Raw genomic sequence first — 18,995 nt, forward strand, 5'->3', positions numbered from 1 at the left:
CGTACTGTCGGAGAAGCGATGGCGAATAGCCAGCCGCAATTAAGCAGAAACCGGGGATTTCCAGCCTTCCGCCACAAGGTCACCGAGATCGAGCAGCGTGGCAACCACCGCCTGGGCGCGGGGCACCAGGGTGTCTAGGCGGCAGACCTCCTCCTCGGTGTGCATCTTGGCCCCTACCGGCCCGACACCGCACAGCGTCGGCACACCCAGGCTGGCGGTGAAGCCGGCATCCGAGCAGCCACCGGTGAACTCCCCCTCCACCGCGAAGCCCAGCCTGGCGGCGTGGCCCTGGTAGCGGGCGAACAGCACCTCGCTCATGCGCGCTTCCAGCGGCAAGAAGGCGGAGGACAGGGTCAGGGAACCACTCGTGCCTGGTAGCTCCTGCTCGGCGACAATGGCCTCGATGTCGGCATAGAGTTGCTCGCGCTGCGCCGCGCTGACGAAGCGCACATCGAGCTGGGCACGCGCCCACGGCGCCACGGTGTTGCGCGACATACCGCCCTCGATCACGCCGACGTTGGTCGTGACGCCAGCGGCATGGTCGGTCAGGGCATGCAGCTTGACGACCTTGCGTGCCAGCGCCTCGATGGCGCTGGCGCCGTCGGCGTGATTCACCCCGGAGTGCGCCGCTCGGCCCTCGACCTCGATGAGAAAGCCCGCCCCGCCCTTGCGAGCGGTGACCACGTTGCCGCTGACCCGCCCGGGCTCGGCATTGAAGACCGCTCGTGCTCCCTGAACCGCTGCCTCGATGAAGGCGCGGCCATCCAGCGAGCCGACCTCCTCGTCGGCAGTGAACAGCGCATGCACGGGATACGGCAGCGTCGGCAGGCGGCGCAGGGCGCGCAGCACGAAGCAGTTCAGCACCAGCCCCGCCTTCATGTCGGCCACGCCGGGGCCGAAAGCCAGGTCGTCACGTTGGGTATAGCCACGGCGGGCTACCGTACCGGTGGGAAACACCGTATCGCGGTGGCCCATCAGCAGCACATGCCCTGCCTGAGTCCCCTCCAGGCGCGCCTCGAGGATGTCGCCGGAATGCGGGCGCGACGTTCGCTGCAGCACGATGCCGTCGGCCTCGAGCCAGCCGGCGATCGTATCGGCCACGGCGTCGTTGCCGGCCTTGTCGTGGCTGTGGGAGTCAATCTCGACCAGGGTCTCCAGGCACTCGGTCATGGCTTCGCGCTGATCGGCGAGCCAGGCACAGGCCCGCTCCATCATTGCCTCTGCCATGACGACCTCTCCTTGACGATCTCGGCCCCCTGGGCACCCAGGTCCCACCAGAGCCCCGTCATGAGCATCAGCCCCTCCCGCGCGACGCTGCCCAGCAGGTGCTCGTCCGGGGCGTGCTGCGAACAGGCCGGATAGGAGTGCGGCACCCACAGCGTGGGCAGTTCCAGTGTCTCGGCGAAGACGTCATTGGGCAGCGACCCGCCCAGGTTCGGCAGCAAGGTCGGTACCTTGCCGCAGGTCGCCTGCATCGAGGACAATGCCCAGCCAACCCAAGGGTCTTCCGGGTCGAGACGCGTCGCCGCCATCTGCGACACGCGCGCCGGTGTCACCTCGATGTCCTGGAAGCCGTTACGGTCGAGATGCTGGCGCAGGTGTTCGAGAAAACGAGTGTGGTCGCTGCCCACGACATAGCGTAGCTGGCAATGTGCATGGGCACGGTCGGGGATGGCATTGGCCGGGGCGGCGGGATTACCAGCCTCGAATGCCAGGATCTCCAAGGTGTTCCAGGCAAACAGCCGTTCCGCCGGCGACAAACCAGGTTCGCCCCAGTCGGGGTCGATGGCCGGGGCATTCTCGCCCGTACCGACCTGGAGCGAAGCGAGTGCCGCGCGTACCGCCTTGGGGATAGGCCCCGGTCGCAGCCCCTCCGCTTGAATCACGCCATTGGCATCGACCAGCGTCGCCAGGGCGTTGGCCAGGCGCACGGCGGGATTCTTCAGCACCCCGCCCCAGTTTCCCGAGTGGTGGGCGCCCTCCCTGGCGCACAGCCGCAGGTCGAAATTGAACGAGCCCCGTGAGCCGAGGAACAGTGTCGGCGATTCGGCGCTCAGCCGTGGCCCGTCGGAGGCGATGAAGAGATCGGCGGCGAGTCGCTCGCGGTAGCGTCGGCAGATCTCCTTCAGGCCAGGTGAGCCGGTCTCCTCGCCCATCTCGATCACCAGCTTGACATTGTAGCCGAGCCGACCGTCGCACGCCTCGAGCGCACATTCCAGCGCCGCCAGGTTGATGCTGTGCTGGCCCTTGTTGTCCGCCGTCCCGCGGCCGTACCAGCGGTCACCCTCCTGGGTGATGCGCCACGGCGCCAGCCCTTCGCGCCAGCGATCGTCGTAGCCGCGCACCACGTCGCCATGGCCATAGGTCAGTACGCTCAGGACGGCATCCGGCTCGATGCGCTCGGCGATCAGGAAGGGGCCGAACCCTGCCACCGGGTTGTCGACGATCTCCCAGTCGAAGCCGAGGGCCTCGATGTCAGGCACGATCTGCTCGTCGAGGTAACGGTGCAGCTCATCGAGACGTCCCGTTGCCTGGCTCTCGCTGGGCACCGCCACGCGCGCCTCCAACCGTCGGTACAGCGCACCACTGTCGAAGTGGTGGCGGGCGTTATCCAGCGCTCGTTCGCGCGTCATGGGCAGGCTCCTCGTTGTCGGTCATGGGTAGATTGGCGCGCTCACGCCAGGTGGCAGGCAACGCGGCCGCCGCCTTCGCCTTGGGCGTCATGCAATAGCGGCCGGTGCTGGGCGCAACTCGGTTCGGCCAGCGGGCAGCGTGGATGAAAGGCGCAGCCGGGCGGCGGCGCGCTGGGGTCGGGCTGCCCGCAGCCCAGGCCGATGTCCGGCACGCCGAGGCCGGGCTCTGGGGTCAGCGCCGAGGCCAGCAGCGCCCGAGTGTAGGGATGGCGGGGGGCGCCGAATATCTGCTCGCGGCTACCCTCCTCGACGATGCGCCCGAGGTACATCACCGCCAGCCGGTCGGCGAGATGCTCGACCACCGCAAGGTCGTGGCTGATGAACAGATAGGTGAGGCCGAACGCCTCCTTCAGGTCGAGCAGCAGGTTGAGGATCTGCGCCTGTACCGAGACATCCAGCGCCGAGGTGGGCTCGTCGCAGATCACCAGGGCGGGACGCATGATCAAGGCCCGGGCGATGGCCACCCGCTGACGCTGGCCACCCGAGAGCTGCCCGGGATACTGTCGTGCAGTACGCCCCGGCAGGCCGACCAGATCGAGCATCTCGACGACCCTGGCGGCCTGCTCCCGAGAACTGCCGATACCATGGATGCGCAGCGGCAAGCCGACGATCTGGGCGATCCGCTGGCGGGGATTGAGCGATGAGTAAGGGTCCTGGAAGATCGGCTGGATATGGCGAGCCAGCGCTTTCTGGTTGGCGCCTGCGATTGGCCGACCGTCTACCAGCACCTCGCCGGCACTGGGCGACGTCAGCCCCAACAGCATCTTGGCCAGGGTACTCTTGCCGCACCCTGACTCTCCCACCAGGCCCATGACCTGGCCGCGAGGCACGCGCAGCGACACCTCGCTGACGGCGTGCAGCTTGCGCCCCTTGCGAAGTAATCCACTGCCCAGGGTAAAGGTCTTGGACAGGGCCCGAAGCTCCAGGGCGCATGGTTGCTCCACCCCCGCCGACGGCACCTGGGTGGGTTCGGTCGCGGGCATCATGACATCACCTTAGGCTGTGGTTGGCGGGAAGGATCGGCCAGGCGCGTGGCGAAATGGCAGCGGGCAACATGCCCGGCGCCGACGCGGGCCGGTAGCGGCGCTGTCGCGCATTCAGCCTCGGCCAGCGGGCAGCGATTGCGAAAGGCGCAGCCCTCGACCGCCCCGACCAGGCTCGGCACCACCCCGGGTATTGCCTGCAGGCGGCTACCTGGCGGGGTCTTGCCGGGAGCAGGAATACAGTTCAAAAGTCCTTGGGTGTAGGGATGACTGGGGGCCGCGAAGAGCGCCTCGGCGGTCGCCGTTTCGATCACCTCGCCGGCATACATCACCGCCACCCGGTCGGCGATGCGAGCCACCACCCCCAGGTCGTGAGTGATGAAGATCACCGCGGTGCCGAACTCGCGCTGCAGGTCGCGCAGCAGCCGCAGGATCTGCGCCTGGATGGTGACATCCAGCGCCGTGGTCGGCTCGTCGGCAATGATCAGGTCGGGTTCGCACATCAGCGCCATGGCGATCATCACCCGCTGGCGCAAGCCGCCCGAAAGCTGGTGCGGGTACTGTTCCATGCGTTCGGCGGCAGCACTGATGCCGACCCGGTCCAGCAGATACACGGCCCGCTCGTGGGCTTCACGGCGGCTCACCCGGCGATGGCGGCGCAGCGCCTCGCAGAGCTGGTTGCCCAGCGTGTACGCCGGGTTGAGGGCGGTCATCGGCTCCTGGAAGATCATCGCCATGCGCGCCCCGCGCAGGTCGCTGCGGGCCCGCTCCGTGAGGCCCAGCAGCTCGTTGCCGTCGAAACACAGGCTCTCGGCGGTGATTCGCGCCCGGCGCGGCAGTAGCCCCATCAGCGCCAGCGAGGTCATCGACTTGCCGCAGCCCGACTCGCCGACCAGGCACAGCATCTCGCCGCGCTCGACATGAAAATCGATGCCGCGCACGGCATGCAGCGTCCCGGCATCGACCGGCAGATCGACGCGCAGTTCCTTGACTGTCAGCAGTGGCACGGCTGGCTCACTCATTTCGACCTCCCGGTGCGCTGATGTCGCGCAGGCCATCGCCCAGCAGGTTGATCGCCAGTACCAGCACGAACAGTGCGCTGCCGGGGATGGCGATCACCCAGGGTTGGAAGAACATGTAGGACTTGCCCTCGGCGATCATCAGCCCCCAGGAGGGCAGCGGCGGCTGCACCCCCATGCCCAGGAACGACAGGGTCGCTTCGAGCAGGATGGCGTTGGCCACCTCCAGGGTGGCGACCACGATCAGCGCCGCAGCGATATTGGGCAGCACCTCACGCAACAGGATGTGGTGTAAGGGGCAGCCCAGCGCTCGCGCCGCCTGGACGTACTCGGCGTCGCGCAGCTGTAGGGTGGCGGAGCGCGCCACCACCGCGAAGCGGTCCCAGAGCAGAAATCCCAACAGCAGGGTCACCGTGATCAGGGAGCCGCCAATCAGCGAGGCCATGGCCAGCGCCACCAGTACCACCGGCATGGCCAGGCGGGTGGTGAGCAGGTAGCTGATCACGGCATCGACGCGGCCGCCGAAGTAACCCGCCAGCACACCCAGGGTGGAGCCGATCAGCCCCGAGATGAGTGCCGCGACCAGGCCGATGAACAACGAGATGCGCGTACCGTAGATCAGGCGGCTGAGGTAATCGCGCCCCAGCCTGTCGGTTCCGAAAGGGTGTTCCCAGCTGCCCGTTTCATGCCACACCGGTGGCACCATGCGGTTGGCGGTGTTCTGCAGATAGGGGTCATGGGGGGCCAGCCAGGGCGCCAGCAAGGCGGCGAGCACCAGCAGCGTGACGATGACGGCACCCAGCGCCAGCCCGCGGTGCCCCAACAGGGCACGCGTGAAGCGCGGCCAGGTACCGTCCACCACGGCGCCGGGCGTCGATAACAGCGAATCGTTCATGACGCTCTCCTTAGCGGGCACGTAGCCGCGGATCCAGAACGGCGTTGAGGATGTCCGCCAGCAGGGTCAGCACGATGTAGAACAGCGCGATGATCAACACCACTGCCTGCACCACCGGATAGTCATTGCGCGAGATGGATTGCCAGGCGAGCTGACCGAGCCCCCGTAGCGAGAACACCGTCTCGATCACCACAGAGCCGCCGAGCATGAAGCCCAGCTCCACCGCCGCCAGGGCCACCACGGGAATCACCGCATTGCGCAGCGCGTGCTTGAAGACCACCGTGCCGGTACGCAGCCCCTTGGCCCGCGCCGTGCGTACATAATCCGACGCCAGCACCTCGAGCATGCCGCTGCGCGTCAGGCGCATCATCGCCGGGGTGGCGTAGTAGCCCAGGGCGATGGCCGGCAGCACGAAGCCTTGCCAGCTTTCGCTGCCGGCCGCCGGTAGCCACTGCAGGTTGACCGCGAAAAGGATGATCAGGGTCAGGCCGAACCAGAAGTTCGGCATCGCCTGGCCGGTCACGGCGATAGCCATCGCCAGACGATCGACCCAGCTACCGCGCATGAGTGCTGCCGCCACACCCAGTGGGATCGAGACGCCGATGGCGATGGCCAGCGACAGGACCCCGAGTGTCATGGTCACGGGCAGGCGCTCGACGACCAGGTCCATCACCGAGCTCTGGTAGTAGTAGGAGCGGCCGAAATCGAGCTGCATCGCCCCCCACAGCCAACTGGCGAACTGCTCGATAACGGGACGGTCGAGCCCGTAATCGACGCGGATACGCTCGACCTGTTCGGCGGTGGCCTCCGGCCCGCCGATGGCTGCCGCCAGGTCACCGGAGAGCTGTAGCAGGCCGAAGCAGAGCACCGAAATGGTCAGCGCCACGCAGAGCGCCACCAGGGTGCGCTTGAAGATGAATGACCACATGAAATCTCACTCCCGGGCCGCGGCGACGCCGCAGCCCCGTTGGTCATGACGTGAACAGTCGCCGCTCCTATTTCCAACTGGCCTCGTAGAAGCGCGGAAGCTCATCGGGGTAGGCGGTGAAGTCGAGATCGGCGGTATGCGCGTAGTAGGTCGAATAGGAGAACAGCGGCGCCCAGTAGGCCTGCTCGGAAATACGCGCCAGGGCCTGGCGGTAGTGCTCCCGGCGCACGTCGGGGTCGACGGAGTTGTCGGCCACGCTCAACCACTCCTGCACCTGGGCGTCCTGCCACAGGTCATCGACGCCATCGTTGAAGTAGACGCTGGTGAAGGCGGAGACGTCGTTGATCGAGAACGACCCCCAGGCCTTGAACGCCATGTCGGTACGCCCGTTGCGTTGCAGCTCGAGCAAGGCCGGCGAGGTCATGAAGCGCAGGTTGGCGTTGATACCCACCGCGCGCAGGTCGCCGATCATCGCCTCGGCGTAGTCGCGTTCGCGATAGGCGTGGAGATCGATGTCGAAGCCGTCGGCATAACCCGCTTCGGCCAACAGCTCGCGCGCCTTGTCGGGATCGTACTCGTACTCGACGACGTCCTGGGTCTCGCAGCCGAACTGGGTCGGGAAACAGGGTGCATAAAGCGGCTGGCTGCCGCCCCGCACCAGGTCGTTGGCCAGGCCTTCGCGGTTAAGGGCATGGTTGATGGCCCGGCGCACGCGTACGTCGTTCAGCGGGGAGTCGTCGCGAGTCGCTGCATCCAGGCCGACGTAGCCGACGCGCATGGTCTCATCGCCCAGCACAGTGATCTGGGGCATGCGCTCGAGCGACTCGGCCTGGTCCGCCGGTACCCGCCAGATCCAGTCGACCTGCCCCGACATCAGCTGCGCCATGCGCGAGTCCTCGTCAGCAATCGCCTTGAACTCGATGTTGCCGATCTGCGGCTGACCGATGGGGCTCTCCTCGAAGTACTCCTCGAAGCGGGTCAGGCTGACGCCGTCCCCCGGACGCACGGCGGTAATGCGATAGGGGCCAGTGCCCACCGGTGCGCGGCTGAAACCTTCGAGCCCCACCTCCTGGAAATACTCAGAGGGGTAGATCGGCATGGGGCCGGAGAGATACTCCAGCGCCGCAGGGAAAGGCGCCTTGAGATGGATGCGAACCCGATAGTCGTCGAGCTTCTCGACGCGCTCGATCCAGTCGACGTTCTGCCGCGTCACCACTCGGGACTCGGGCGATACGGCGTAGTTGAAGGTGAACGCCACGTCGTCGGCATCGAACGCCTCGCCGTTGTGGAAATTCACGCCTTGGCGCAGTTCGAGCTCCAGGGTGGTGTCGTCGACCCACTCCCAACCAGTCGCCAGCCGCGGCTCGTACTCCTGGGTAACGGGGTTGCGATGGATCAGGGTGTCCCAGGCCAGATGGGCAAGGATCACCCCCTCGCGCACATTGTTGTGATAAGGACTGACGTTTTCCGGCTCGCTGTCGGAGGCATAGACCAGCGTGTCGTTGGCCTTGCCGGCCAGCGCCGGAGAAACCAGGCCACCTAGCAGGGCAGCGGAAATTGCGTAACGGAGTGGACGATACAGCGGCATTGTCATACCTCGGTTGTTATTGGTCTTGAAGGGATATGAGGATCGGGCGCCGCCCCACCTCGCCTCCAAGCTAGGCCCGGGCAAGACATGCCACAAGTACAATGTTTAGAATGTATCGTTGCCGTTTCGGCAAACCTTGCACTCGACGGAGCCGGCATCATGAACACTCGTGCACTGCAAGAGACCTCCCTGCGCTATTTCCTCGAAGTGGTGCGCTGCGGCTCCATCAGCGAAGCGTCCGAGCGACTCAAGGTGGCGCCTTCGGCCATCAGCCGCCAGATCGCCCGGCTGGAAAGTGAGCTCGATACCCTGCTATTCGAGCGCCGCGCCCGCGGCATGGTGCCGAGTGCCGCCGGTGAGTTGCTGGCCGTTCATGCCCGCCGCATGCAGCTCGATGCGGATAGGGTAACCAGCGAGATCCAGGCCCTGCGTGGCCTGCAGCGCGGTACGGTGCGCCTGGCCAGTTCGGAGGGATTTGCGGTGGATTTCCTGCCCAGCGCCGTGGCGGCGTTCCGCAAGCGCTACGAAGGCATTCACTTCCAGCTCGCGGTAGGTCCACCGGCCGAGGCGACCCGTCGTGTCAGGGAGGGAGAAGCGGACATCGGCATCACCTTCAGCCTGAAGCCCGAGCCCGACGTCCAGATCGAATACCGCCAGCCGGCACCGATCATGGCAGTGGTAGCGCCGGACCATGAGCTGGCCGGCAAGCGTCAGATATCGATGACACAGCTGCAACGCTATCCGTTGGCCCTGCCCCCGGCCAACACCACCCTGCGCCAGTTGTTCGATATCTGCAGCAGCCGCCAGAACCTGACCTTCGAATCGATCTTCAGCAGCGACTACACCGAGGCGCTGATCAACTTCGCCATGCTGGAAGGCGGGGTGGCCCTTGCCGGCGAGATCTCGATTCGCTATCGCATGCAGCAGCGGCGAATCGTCGCCATACCCATTCGCGACCGCGGCATGGACTCACGCTTCATCGAGATACAGACGCTTGCCAAGCGCACCCTGCCAAGAGCGACCCAAGCATTCCTCGAGTTTCTCAAGGAGCATGTCCCGACGGGGCGGCTGCCATTGGTGGCACCCACTGTGGCGGCGGTGACGTAGTCTCAACCAAGGATATCGACGCCGCGGTGCCCTTCCTCTACGCCTTCCACCAGGATGACGTCGCCCACGGCGTTGGCGGTACGCAGCGGCAGGATGCGCCGGTAGGCCTCGGAGTGATACCACGCACGGGCCTGCTCCAGGTCGGGGAAGCCGAGCATGATCGTATCGCCCTGCCAGCTCCCCTCCAGCACCTGGGGGGTGCCGCCATGAATCAGGTAGCGGCCGCCGTAGGGCGCTAGGGTGGCATCGATCTTCTCCAGGTATTCGACGATTTCAGGGCCCATGGTGACGTCCTGCAGGCGGGCGATGGCGTAGGCGGTCATGGCAATGCTCCTGTGGTGGGTTTCGTCACAAGCTTCACCCACCGCGCGCAGCCTGGCGATTACCTGCGAGGTAATAGCCACGCATATCGCTTGGCGCTAATCTGGTTCCATGACCATGAACTCCCCTACCCCCGGGCAGCTGTTGAAGATGTGGCGCCAGCGGCGGCGGCTAAGCCAGCTCGCGCTCGCCACCGAGGCCGACATCTCCCAGCGCCACCTGAGCTTCGTCGAATCCGGGCGCGCCGTGCCGCGCCGGGAAATGCTGCTGCGCCTGACGGAACAGTTGGACGTTCCCCTGCGCGAGCGCAACCGGCTGCTGCTCGCCGCCGGCTTCGCCCCGGCATACGGCGAACGCCCTATCGACGCACCTGAACTCGAGACGGTCCGCAGCGTGATCGAGCGGCTGCTCGCGAGCCACGCCCCCTACCCGGCGCTGGCCGTCGATCGCCACTGGCACCTGCTGATGGCCAACCGCCCGCTCGAGCGGTTGCTCGGCGGCATCGAGCCCGCGCTGCTGGAGCCACCGATCAACGTGCTGCGGCTCACCCTGCATCCCCAGGGGCTTGCATCGCGCATTCGCAATTTCCGCGAATGGCGCGCGCATATTCTCGAACGCTTGGCCCGCCAGGCCACCGCGACAGTCGACCCGGCGCTTGCTTCACTCGGCGAAGAACTGAAGGGCTACCCGGTACCGGCCGGAGCCCGCCCTCATCTCGCCTCGAAATCGAATCATGCCGGCATCGTCGTGCCGCTGGAACTGGTCATGCCGGATGGCCGCGTGCTGTCGCTGCTGAGTACCACCACGGTGTTCGGCACCCCGCTCGACGTCACCCTGGAGGAGCTCGCCATCGAGTCGTTCTTTCCGGCGGACGCGGCCACCCAGGAAGCGCTGCAGCAGTTGGCGGCCGCCTCAGCGGGTTAGAACGACAGGCAGATCTTTCCAAAGTGACGTCCCGACTCCTCGTGGCGGAAGGCGTCGGCGATCTCCTCGAGCTTGAAGGTGCTGTCGATGATCGGGCGTACGCCGCAGGCCTCGATGCCGCGCACCATCTCCTGCTGGTGGATACGGCTGCCGACGATCAGCCCCTGCAGGCGCGCCTGCTTGGCCATCAGCTTGACGGTGGGCACCTCGCCGCCGCGCCCGGTCAGGATGCCGATCAGCGCGATATGGCCGCCGATGCGCACGGCATCGATGGATTGCGGCAGGGTGCCGGGCCCACCGACCTCGATCACGTGGTCGACGCCCTGGCCGTCGGTCAGCGCCTGGACCTTCTTGCCCCACTCCGGCTCGGCCTTGTAGTTGATGGTGTGGTCGGCGCCGAGCTTCTTGAGCGTCTCGATCTTCTCGTCGGAGGAGGAGGTGGAGATCACCCGCGCCCCCATGGCCTTGGCGAACTGCAGGGCGAAGATGGAAACGCCGCCGGTGCCCAGGGTGAGCACCGTATCGCCGGCCTTGAGGTTGCCGTCCACCACCAGCGCGCGCCAGGCGGTGAGCCCCGCCGTGGTCAGGGTGGCGGCCTCTTCGTGGCGGTAGCCCTTGGGCGCATGGGTGAACCAGGTGGCCGGACGAATCACCTGCTCGCGGGCGTAACCGTCGATGCCGTCGCCGGGCGTGGTCTTGAAGTCGGCGACCCGCGCCGGACCGTCGAGCCAGTAGGGGAAGAAGGTGGAGACCACCGCATCGCCAACGACGAACTCCTCGACGCCCTCGCCCACCGCCTCGACCACGCCCGCCCCATCGGACATGGGAATGCGGCCATCCTCGGTAGGGATCATCCCGGCGACCACGGCATAGTCGTGGAAGTTGAGCGAGCTGGCATGGATCCGCACGCGGATCTCTCCCGGCCCCGGCTTGCCCGGCGCCTCGCGTTCGACGACCTGCAGTTGATCCAACCCGCCGCCGCTGCCCAGGGTAACGACCTTCATGGCAGTCTCCTTAGCCATCCAAGAAAATGAGCGTGCTAAGAGACTAGCCTAATGGGCCCGCCTCCGGTCAAGCGATAGCGCGCTGCAGAAAGGCCGCCAGCGCTTCCACCTGCGGCTTGCGCCGTGCCCAGTCCTCGCCACCTCCTGCAAGATAGCCGCGCCGCGCCAGCGCCATGGTGGCCCGATGCTCGAGGGGCAGGCGCTCCAGCGCCCAGGTGGCGGCAACGTCCTTGGGAGCGATCTCTCCCGTCTCGAGGGTCATCCACATGCGCGCCAGGGTCAGCAGCACGTTGCGCTCATCGCCCTGCAACCCCGCCATCAGGCCAGGCAGTGAATCGAGGATGGCCCGGCGCAGGTCCGCCTCGGGAATCGGCGCCACCAGTTCCTCGAGCTCCGGCCCGTACAGGGCGAGGCTGCATTGCCTGGCGGTGGTCAGCACCACGGCCAGGTCGGGATCGGCAGCCGCCGGCGGTATACGGCCCTGCTCGAACTCCTCCCGCAGCCACTCGCCGTAGACCAGCTCGCTTCTCGGCGGGTACTGCCAGGGCACCAGCGACTCTCGGCAGAGCAGCGTCACTTCCAAGGGCCTGGGCGAGCCGTCGTCCACAGGGCTACCGGATACTGTCATTAGCGCCTCGACCAAGCGCCGGCGCCCCTGATCGTCGGGTGGCTGGCTGACGATTGCCAGCATGTCCACGTCGCTATTGGGGCGCAAGCCGCCCCTGAGCGCCGAACCGAAGAGATAGACGCCGACGACGCTTCCGCCCAGCTCGCGGGTGATGATGTCCAACGCCGCCTCGGACTCCTGCGGTAGCGACTGCCCGGTAGCTTGGAAGGAGTCCTTCATCGCGACCTCCACGTTGCTGGCGTTCGGAAGCCAGCCGGACTATGAGTGGCTCTCGTTGAGCGCCGCCTGCCGATAGCGCTGGCCTGGCAACAGCAGCGCGGCCACCGCCACACCGGCAGCGCAGGCAGCCAGCAGCAGATAGAGCCGGATGAAGCCGCCGGCCGGATCGTAGCCCCAGGCCACGATCGGCACGGCCAGGGCGCCGACGCCCAGCGACAATACGTACTTCACAGCATAGACACGCGCCCGCCAGCCACTTGCGGCATGACGCGCCACGATGGCGTCCTGCACGGGAATGATACCGAACACCGTTAGCATCAGCCCTAGCGACAGCACGACGAGCCACCACTCCCCGGCCTGCCCCATCAGCAGGAACAGGGGGACCTGCACCAGCGCCAGTAACAGCATCAACTGACGTGGCGAGACCCGATCCACCGCTCTACCGGTTACCAACTGCGCCATGGAGGCGAGTGCAAAGACCACCGAGGCCAGGCTGGCGGCGCTGGCCAAACCACTCACTCCACTGCTGAAGGCGTCCTCCATGACCTTGGGCAGCACCACGGTCATGACCGCGAAAACCAGCCCGCCCATCAATGCCGTGATCACCAGGTAGGCAAGGATCCTGCCGGGCAATACCGTCGAGGCTTGCGTCGGTGTGGGATTGACAATCACAGGAGTCGCCTCGCGCTCATGGCGTTCGGCCGGCACCAACGCCAGATAGGCCACGCCGCTCGCCAGACACAGCGCACCGGGGACCAGGAAAGCCGCCTGCCAGTCGAGCATGCCTATGAGCGTACCTGTCAGCAGTGGCGCCGCCGCGACGCCCATGTTGCCCCACACACCGTTGACGCCCAGCGCTTGGCCGACGCTCGCACCACTCTCCGCCACCAGGGCGATGCCGACAGGATGGTAAATCGCTGCAAAGCTCCCCATCAGAAACAGGCCGGCCGCCATCTGGTAGGGGCCGCTTGCCAAGCCGGTGAGCAGGGAAGCCACACCGAGCCCCAGGAACATCACGGCCATCATGCCGTGGCGGCTCCAGCGGTCGCCCAGCCAACCCGCCGGCAGGGTGAAAGCGGCAAAGGCAACGAAACCCGCCGTGGCCGGCAGCAGCAGCGCACCGTAATCGCCCTGACCACGACGCTCGAGCGCCACCGCCACGGTAGGATGGATCAGCATGAAATAGTGGGCATAGGCATGCCCCAAGTTGAGGAACAGTAGCCGAACGCGATTGCCGTTCATGACCAGACTCCAGGATGGCCGGTCTTTCAGGCTAAACTGGAACCAAGGCGTCTTCTCTCGTCATCCTGACAAGATATATCGCGAAACGGACAACATGCCCTACACTCTGGCTCACACGCTGCCCCTATCACGCGAAGTGCTGCAACGACGTATCGAAAGCGCCCCGGGCCCCGTGCAACCTTACGCCTGCGACTACCCTGCCGGCTGGGACACCGGCCGCCACCATCATCTGCGCACACAGCTCGTCTTCGCTACACACGGCGTGATGACGGTATCGACCCCGGCAGGAAGGTGGGTCGTGCCGCCCCAGCTCGCGGTATGGATACCCGCTCGCCTGGAGCACGCCCTGCTGATGCACCGGGCCGTGAAGCTGCGAACGCTCTATCTCGACGAACGACTACCGAGACTACCGACCGAGCCGCGCGTGGTGAACGTCTCGCCGTTGCTGCGTGAGCTGATATTGCGCTTGATGGAACTGCCGGCCGAGGCCACAGCCCACGATGCCGGAGCGCGATTGGTCGCGGTGCTGCTGGATGAGCTGCACGAAGAGCGCACGGTGCCGCTGCACCTTCCCGAGCCCGACGATCCCGCGCTGCGGCGGATCTGTACCGCCCTGCGTGACGACCCGGCAAACCGGAACGACCTGGCTACCTGGGGCCAGGTAGTCGGCGCCTCGCCACGCACCCTGGCACGGCGCTTCCAGGCACAGACGGGCATGGGCTTCGCCGCTTGGCGACAGCAGGCCAGGCTGCTCGCCGCCCTGCCCATGCTGGCGGCAGGGCGTTCGGTCACGGTCGTGTCCCAGGAGGTCGGCTACGAATCGCCGAGCGCCTTCATCGCCGCCTTTCGTCGCAGCCTCGGGGCCAGCCCGGGGCGCTATTTCAACAAGCCCTTGGCCTCCTCTGCCTGGTGACCTAGGGTTGGTAAGAGCTCTGCTATCAAGCGGACCCGACCTTCTCGCCCCTGACCACAGGTATTGCCATGGATGCGCATTCCTCACGAGGAGCGGCCGGCTGGGCCGTCACCGTTCTCGCCGTCGTTCTGCTACTGCTCGGCCTGGCAATGTCTCTGGGTGGTGCTTACCTGCTCTATCTCGGCGGTACGATCTATTTTCTCCTGGCCGGCTTAGCCACGCTGATTGCTGCCGTCATGCTCATGCTTGGCTTGCCTGGCGGGGTGTGGCTCTATGCGCTAACCGTTGCGGCCACCTTTGCCTGGTCGCTATGGGAAATTGCCATCAAGGGGTGGATCCCGGCCTGGCATATCGACCTGCTGGCACGTACCGGGCTGATGGCCGGCCTGCTGGCTGTCGCCCTGTTGCTGCTGCCCGTGTTGTACCGCCGCGGCTATTACCAGCCCACCCTGCCCTATGCCGGCCCGTTGCTCGGCGTGCTGATCATCGCCGGCTACATTGGATCCGTGCTGTGGCTCATCTTCGACTCCGGCCCCGATGCTCCCACGACGGTAGCCGCCGAGGAGATCCGTCAGCAGAGTGCCCCAGACGACACCGATTGGGTTGCCTACGGCGGCACCAACCTGGCCCAGCGCTTCTCGCCGGCCGACCAGATCACACCTCACAACGCCGATCAGTTGGAGGTGGCCTGGGAGTTCAACACCGGCGATGAGCCGCCCAACGATGCCGCCCCCTACGCCTTCCAGAATACGCCGTTGAAGATCGGCAACAGCCTCTACGTCTGCACCCAAAGCAACCAGGTGTTTGCCCTCGACCCCGGCACGGGTGAGCAGCAGTGGCACTTCGACCCGGATGTAGCAGTGGAAGCACAAGAGCACGTGTTCTCGACTGCCTGCCGTTCGGTGGCCTATTTCGAAGCGCCAGAGCCGGTTGATGTGTGCCCACGCCGGCTGCTGCTGGGCACGCTGGACGGTCGGCTGATGGCGCTGGACGCCGACGACGGCTCACCGTGCAGCGATTTCGGCGATAACGGCACCGTAGACCTCAACGACCGCATGGGTCCGCAGGCGCTGGGGCTGGTCTCCAACACCTCGGGGCCGGCCGTAGTGAACGGCATCGTGGTGGTCGGTCATCAGGTTACCGACAACCAGCGTCGTGACGCGCCTTCCGGCGCCGTGCGCGCCTACGATGCCATCACCGGCGAATGGCAATGGACCTGGGACTCGGTATGGACCACCCCGGACCGGCAGCCGCCAGAAGGCGAGGTCTACCCCCGCGGCACACCCAACGTGTGGACGGCGATCTCGGCCGACGAGGAACTGGGACTGGTCTATTTGCCCACCGGCAACCCCACCAATGACCAGTACGGCGGTGATCGCAGCCCCGAGGAAGACGAATTCACCGCTACGCTGGTAGCAGTGGAAGTCGATAGCGGCGAAGTGCGCTGGAAGTTCACCACGGTGCTCCACGACCTGTGGGACTACGACTTGGGTGCCCAGCCCGCGCTGATCGACTTTCCCACCGCCGAAGGCCCTCGCCCAGCCGTGGTTCAGGCGACCAAGTACGGGCAGGTGTTCGTCTTCGATCGGGAAACCGGCGAACCGCTGCTGCCCATCGAGGAGCGGCCGGTACCGCAGGGCACCATTGAGGGTGACTGGACGGCTGAAGTGCAGCGCTTCTCACCGGGCATGCCCAACTTCGGATCGATACCCGGCCAAGAGGTCGAATACTTCAGCGGAGCCCATACCTGGGGTATCACGCCGCTCGACCATCTCTACTGCCGCATCCAGTTCGAACGCATGCGCTACGAGGGCATGTTCACCCCGCCGACCCTCGACCACCCCGACGGCATGCTGCAGTTCCCGGGTATTCTCGGCGGCATCAACTGGGGCAGCGCCGCCTTCGATCTCGAGAACGGCCTGATGATCGTCAACAACAATCGTATGCCATCACGCGTGGTGCTCTATCCCCGCGAGGAAGCCGACGAAATGGAGAACATCGCGCCGATCGGTGAAGACGATGCCAGCTACATCGATCAGGAAGCGCAACCCATGCTCGGCGCGCCGGTGGCGGCCGAGCGCGGCGCCTGGCTCTCGCCACTGGACATGCCTTGTGCCGCGCCGCCCTGGGGGTTTCTCAGCGCCACCGACCTCGACAGCGGTGAACTGGCCTGGTCGCGCCCGATCGGCACCAGCTTCGATCAGGGCCCATGGGGCATTCCCGCGCGATTGAAGATGACCGTGGGCGCTCCCACCAGTGGCGGCCCGGTCACGACAGCCAGCGGTGTGACCTTCATCGGCGCCACCATGGATGACTATATCCGCGCCTTCAACAATGCCAGCGGTGACATGTTGTGGGAGGCGCGTCTGCCCGCAGGGGGCCAGGCGACACCGATGACTTACATGCACCAGGGTCGCCAGTATGTGGTGATTGCCGCCGGAGGGGCCTTTCAGGCCGAAACCAGCCTGGGCGACAGCGTCATGGCCTACGCCCTGCCCAAGGAGTGAGCTGGCCCGCCAGCCGGTATTCGGATGCCTTCACAGCCTCTGCGACATAGGCCATGAAGGCGCGAATGCGCGCCACCCTGCGCAGGTCGGGGTGGGTGAGCAGCCACAGGTCGGTGGCGAGTTCGGGAATCGGCTCGCCAACTCGTGACAGCGTCGGTTCGGCGTCGGCCAGGTAGCAGGGCAGCACGGCGCGGCCGAGCCCGTCGCGGACGGCCGCCAGCATGCCGAGCATGGTATCGACGCGATAGCGGCAGCACTCGTTTGCACCGTTCTCGGTCATCCACGCATCGAGGGCCGCATAGCCCAGGTGACGGTCCGTCCCGACCCAGGCATCGGCGGCGCTATCGGCGCGGGCATAGGCCGCCTGAGCGATACAGCCGACCCGACGCCCCACCAAATGCTCGGGTGGCGCGGGCGAGGGCCGCACCGCCACGTCGGCGTCGCGCTGGGAGAGGTTGAACAGCTGGTTGGAGACCGCCACCTCGAGAGTGATCTCAGGATGGGTGCGCTGGAAATCGGCGAAGATCGGCGACACCAGCCCTATCAGCAGCGTATCGGTGGTGGTCACGCGGATGCTGCCGGAGAGCTTCAGGTCCCGCCCCACCACGCGCCGCTCGGCGCCGTGCACCTCGGCCGCCACACGGGCGGCGGTAGCCGCCAGGTCCTCCCCCGCCGCCGTGGGCGCATAGCCCGTACGCGAGCGCTCAAACAGCGCCACGCCCAGGCGGGTTTCGATGGTATTCAATCGCCGAAAGACCGTGGCATGACTGGTTCCCAACCGTCGCCCGGCGCCGGACAACGAACCCGCCTCGGCGATGGCCTGCACCACGCGCAGGTCATCCCAGTGCAGCATCTGCTCATTCACGATCGATTTCCACCGACCCTCGGCATGGTATGCCCTGCTCGCCTCTCAGAATTCGGTCACCACGGTCACGCCCACGCCTTGGAACCTGTCCATGCCCATCAGCGCATCGATCGACTGCTCCAGACCGATCCGCTTGCCGATCAGTTTCTCGGGTGCCAGCTTCCCCGTCTGGATCATGTCGAGCATGGCGCCATAACGATAGGCCTGCATGCCGTGGCTGCCCAGTATCTCGAGCTCATGGGCAATGACCTTGCTCATCGGAATGGCAGGCGTACTGTTCTCGGCCAGCATGAGCCCGACCTGTACGTGCTTGCCGCGCTTGCGCAAATTGCTGATCGAGTTGAAGCAGGTGCTGGGGTGTCCCAGCGCATCCAGCGACACGTGGGCACCGCCGCGCGTCACTTCGATGACGGCCTCGGGGACGTTCGCCACCTCGGCTGCATTCACGCTGGCCACTGCGCCCAGCTCGCGGGCCAGCTTGAGCTTGTCTTCCGCGATATCGATGGCCACGACGTTGGCGCCCACCGCATTGGCGATCATGATCGCGGACAGGCCGACGCCACCGCAGCCGTGAACCGCTACCCACTGCCCCGCGGATGTATTGCCCTGGTCGACCACGGCGCGAAACGACGTCACGAAACGGCATCCCAGGCTGGCCGCCGTGGCGAAATCCAGCGTCTCCGGCAATGCCACCAGGTTGGTGTCGGCCTGGTGGATCGCCACATACTGGGCGAAGGAACCCCAATGGGTGAAGCCGGGTTGGAATTGGCTGTCGCAGACCTGCTGGTTTCCCGAGTAGCATTCGGGGCAGGTACCGCAGCCACCGACGAACGGGACCGTGACGCGATCGCCCACGCGCCATTTCCGCACGTCCTTGCCTACCGCCTCGACGATGCCCGCCAGCTCGTGTCCAGGCACATGGGGAAGCTCAATGTCGGGATCGTGACCGACCCAGCCATGCCAATCGCTGCGGCAAACACCGGTCGCCATCACCTTGACGACGACGCCATGCGCTTCCGGCGTCGGGTCGGGAACCTGCTGGATTTGCGGCGGAACGGAAAAGGCCTCATACACCACGGCTCTCATGCAGGATCCTCTCTGACAATCTGTTCATTCATGCAAAGTCGTTTGTCATGTTTTTGGAATTTCGGTTCGTCAG

At 66.1% G+C, this 18,995-nt stretch carries 17 protein-coding genes; 4 read left to right on the forward strand and 13 right to left on the reverse strand.

What is annotated here, in order from left to right; genetic code table 11:
• Positions 1 to 39 precede the first annotated feature (39 nt).
• The 7 genes from SPH52_RS01665 to SPH52_RS01695 all read right to left on the reverse strand — a co-directional run bounded on the left by SPH52_RS01665 (position 40) and on the right by SPH52_RS01695 (position 8,106).
• Positions 40 to 1,227 (reverse strand): M20 family metallopeptidase, encoded by a 1,188-nt coding sequence (locus tag SPH52_RS01665; RefSeq protein WP_411793260.1) that lies wholly within the window; start codon positions 1,225 to 1,227, stop codon positions 40 to 42.
• Positions 1,212 to 2,633, reverse strand: coding sequence for a M20 family metallopeptidase (locus tag SPH52_RS01670; RefSeq protein WP_411793261.1), 1,422 nt, complete (start codon positions 2,631 to 2,633; stop codon positions 1,212 to 1,214). The genes SPH52_RS01665 and SPH52_RS01670 overlap by 16 nt, the downstream gene beginning before the upstream one ends.
• A 41-nt stretch (positions 2,634 to 2,674) precedes the next feature.
• Entirely contained in the window at positions 2,675 to 3,679 is a 1,005-nt protein-coding gene (locus tag SPH52_RS01675; protein WP_411793262.1) for an ABC transporter ATP-binding protein, read from the reverse strand.
• Positions 3,676 to 4,698 (reverse strand): ABC transporter ATP-binding protein, encoded by a 1,023-nt coding sequence (locus SPH52_RS01680; RefSeq protein WP_411793263.1) that lies wholly within the window; start codon positions 4,696 to 4,698, stop codon positions 3,676 to 3,678. The genes SPH52_RS01675 and SPH52_RS01680 overlap by 4 nt, the downstream gene beginning before the upstream one ends.
• A complete protein-coding gene (locus SPH52_RS01685) occupies positions 4,691 to 5,590 on the reverse strand; it encodes an ABC transporter permease (RefSeq protein WP_411793264.1) in 900 nt (299 codons plus the stop codon). Before SPH52_RS01685 ends, SPH52_RS01680 begins: the two co-directional genes overlap by 8 nt.
• A 10-nt stretch (positions 5,591 to 5,600) precedes the next feature.
• Positions 5,601 to 6,518: an ABC transporter permease gene (locus SPH52_RS01690; protein WP_411793265.1), complete on the reverse strand. Its 918-nt coding sequence runs from the start codon at positions 6,516 to 6,518 to the stop codon at positions 5,601 to 5,603.
• Between the two features lie 67 nt (positions 6,519 to 6,585).
• Positions 6,586 to 8,106 carry an ABC transporter substrate-binding protein gene (locus SPH52_RS01695; protein WP_411793266.1) on the reverse strand — a complete coding sequence of 507 codons (1,521 nt, stop codon included), beginning with the start codon at positions 8,104 to 8,106 and terminating at the stop codon, positions 6,586 to 6,588.
• A gap of 159 nt (positions 8,107 to 8,265) precedes the next feature.
• Here SPH52_RS01695 and SPH52_RS01700 point away from each other — a divergent pair, with 159 nt between their 5' ends.
• Entirely contained in the window at positions 8,266 to 9,213 is a 948-nt protein-coding gene (locus SPH52_RS01700) for a LysR family transcriptional regulator (protein ID WP_411793267.1), read from the forward strand.
• A gap of 2 nt (positions 9,214 to 9,215) precedes the next feature.
• Here SPH52_RS01700 and SPH52_RS01705 read toward each other — a convergent pair whose 3' ends face one another.
• On the reverse strand, positions 9,216 to 9,536 hold the full coding sequence (locus SPH52_RS01705; RefSeq protein ID WP_411793268.1) for a DUF1330 domain-containing protein: 321 nt from the start codon (positions 9,534 to 9,536) through the stop codon (positions 9,216 to 9,218).
• 115 nt (positions 9,537 to 9,651) lie between these two features.
• Here SPH52_RS01705 and SPH52_RS01710 point away from each other — a divergent pair, with 115 nt between their 5' ends.
• Positions 9,652 to 10,458, forward strand: coding sequence for a helix-turn-helix domain-containing protein (locus SPH52_RS01710; RefSeq protein ID WP_411793269.1), 807 nt, complete (start codon positions 9,652 to 9,654; stop codon positions 10,456 to 10,458).
• Here SPH52_RS01710 and SPH52_RS01715 read toward each other — a convergent pair.
• The 3 genes from SPH52_RS01715 to SPH52_RS01725 form a co-directional block, all read right to left on the reverse strand.
• The gene (locus SPH52_RS01715; protein WP_411793270.1) at positions 10,455 to 11,462 is read right to left on the reverse strand and encodes a zinc-dependent alcohol dehydrogenase family protein; all 1,008 of its coding nucleotides are present in this window, start codon (positions 11,460 to 11,462) and stop codon (positions 10,455 to 10,457) included. The genes SPH52_RS01710 and SPH52_RS01715 overlap by 4 nt on opposite strands.
• Before the next feature lie 67 nt (positions 11,463 to 11,529).
• The gene (locus SPH52_RS01720) at positions 11,530 to 12,309 is read right to left on the reverse strand and encodes an aminoglycoside adenylyltransferase family protein (protein WP_411793271.1); all 780 of its coding nucleotides are present in this window, start codon (positions 12,307 to 12,309) and stop codon (positions 11,530 to 11,532) included.
• A gap of 39 nt (positions 12,310 to 12,348) precedes the next feature.
• Entirely contained in the window at positions 12,349 to 13,551 is a 1,203-nt protein-coding gene (locus SPH52_RS01725) for an MFS transporter (protein ID WP_411793272.1), read from the reverse strand.
• A gap of 94 nt (positions 13,552 to 13,645) precedes the next feature.
• On the opposite strand from SPH52_RS01725, the gene SPH52_RS01730 reads away from it, so the two are divergent.
• Both SPH52_RS01730 and SPH52_RS01735 read left to right on the forward strand, forming a co-directional pair.
• Positions 13,646 to 14,464, forward strand: a complete 819-nt coding sequence (locus SPH52_RS01730) for an AraC family transcriptional regulator (protein WP_411793273.1) — start codon at positions 13,646 to 13,648, stop codon at positions 14,462 to 14,464.
• Between the two features lie 68 nt (positions 14,465 to 14,532).
• Entirely contained in the window at positions 14,533 to 16,971 is a 2,439-nt protein-coding gene (locus SPH52_RS01735) for a membrane-bound PQQ-dependent dehydrogenase, glucose/quinate/shikimate family (RefSeq protein ID WP_411793274.1), read from the forward strand.
• Here SPH52_RS01735 and SPH52_RS01740 read toward each other — a convergent pair.
• Both SPH52_RS01740 and SPH52_RS01745 read right to left on the reverse strand, forming a co-directional pair.
• Entirely contained in the window at positions 16,943 to 17,836 is an 894-nt protein-coding gene (locus SPH52_RS01740) for a LysR family transcriptional regulator (protein ID WP_411793275.1), read from the reverse strand. The two genes, SPH52_RS01735 and SPH52_RS01740, sit on opposite strands and share 29 nt — an antisense overlap.
• 45 nt (positions 17,837 to 17,881) lie before the next feature.
• Positions 17,882 to 18,922 carry a zinc-dependent alcohol dehydrogenase family protein gene (locus SPH52_RS01745; protein WP_411793276.1) on the reverse strand — a complete coding sequence of 347 codons (1,041 nt, stop codon included), beginning with the start codon at positions 18,920 to 18,922 and terminating at the stop codon, positions 17,882 to 17,884.
• Positions 18,923 to 18,995 lie beyond the last annotated feature (73 nt).

Source organism: Halomonas sp. A29, assembly GCF_046723295.1.
Lineage (GTDB): Bacteria > Pseudomonadota > Gammaproteobacteria > Pseudomonadales > Halomonadaceae > Halomonas.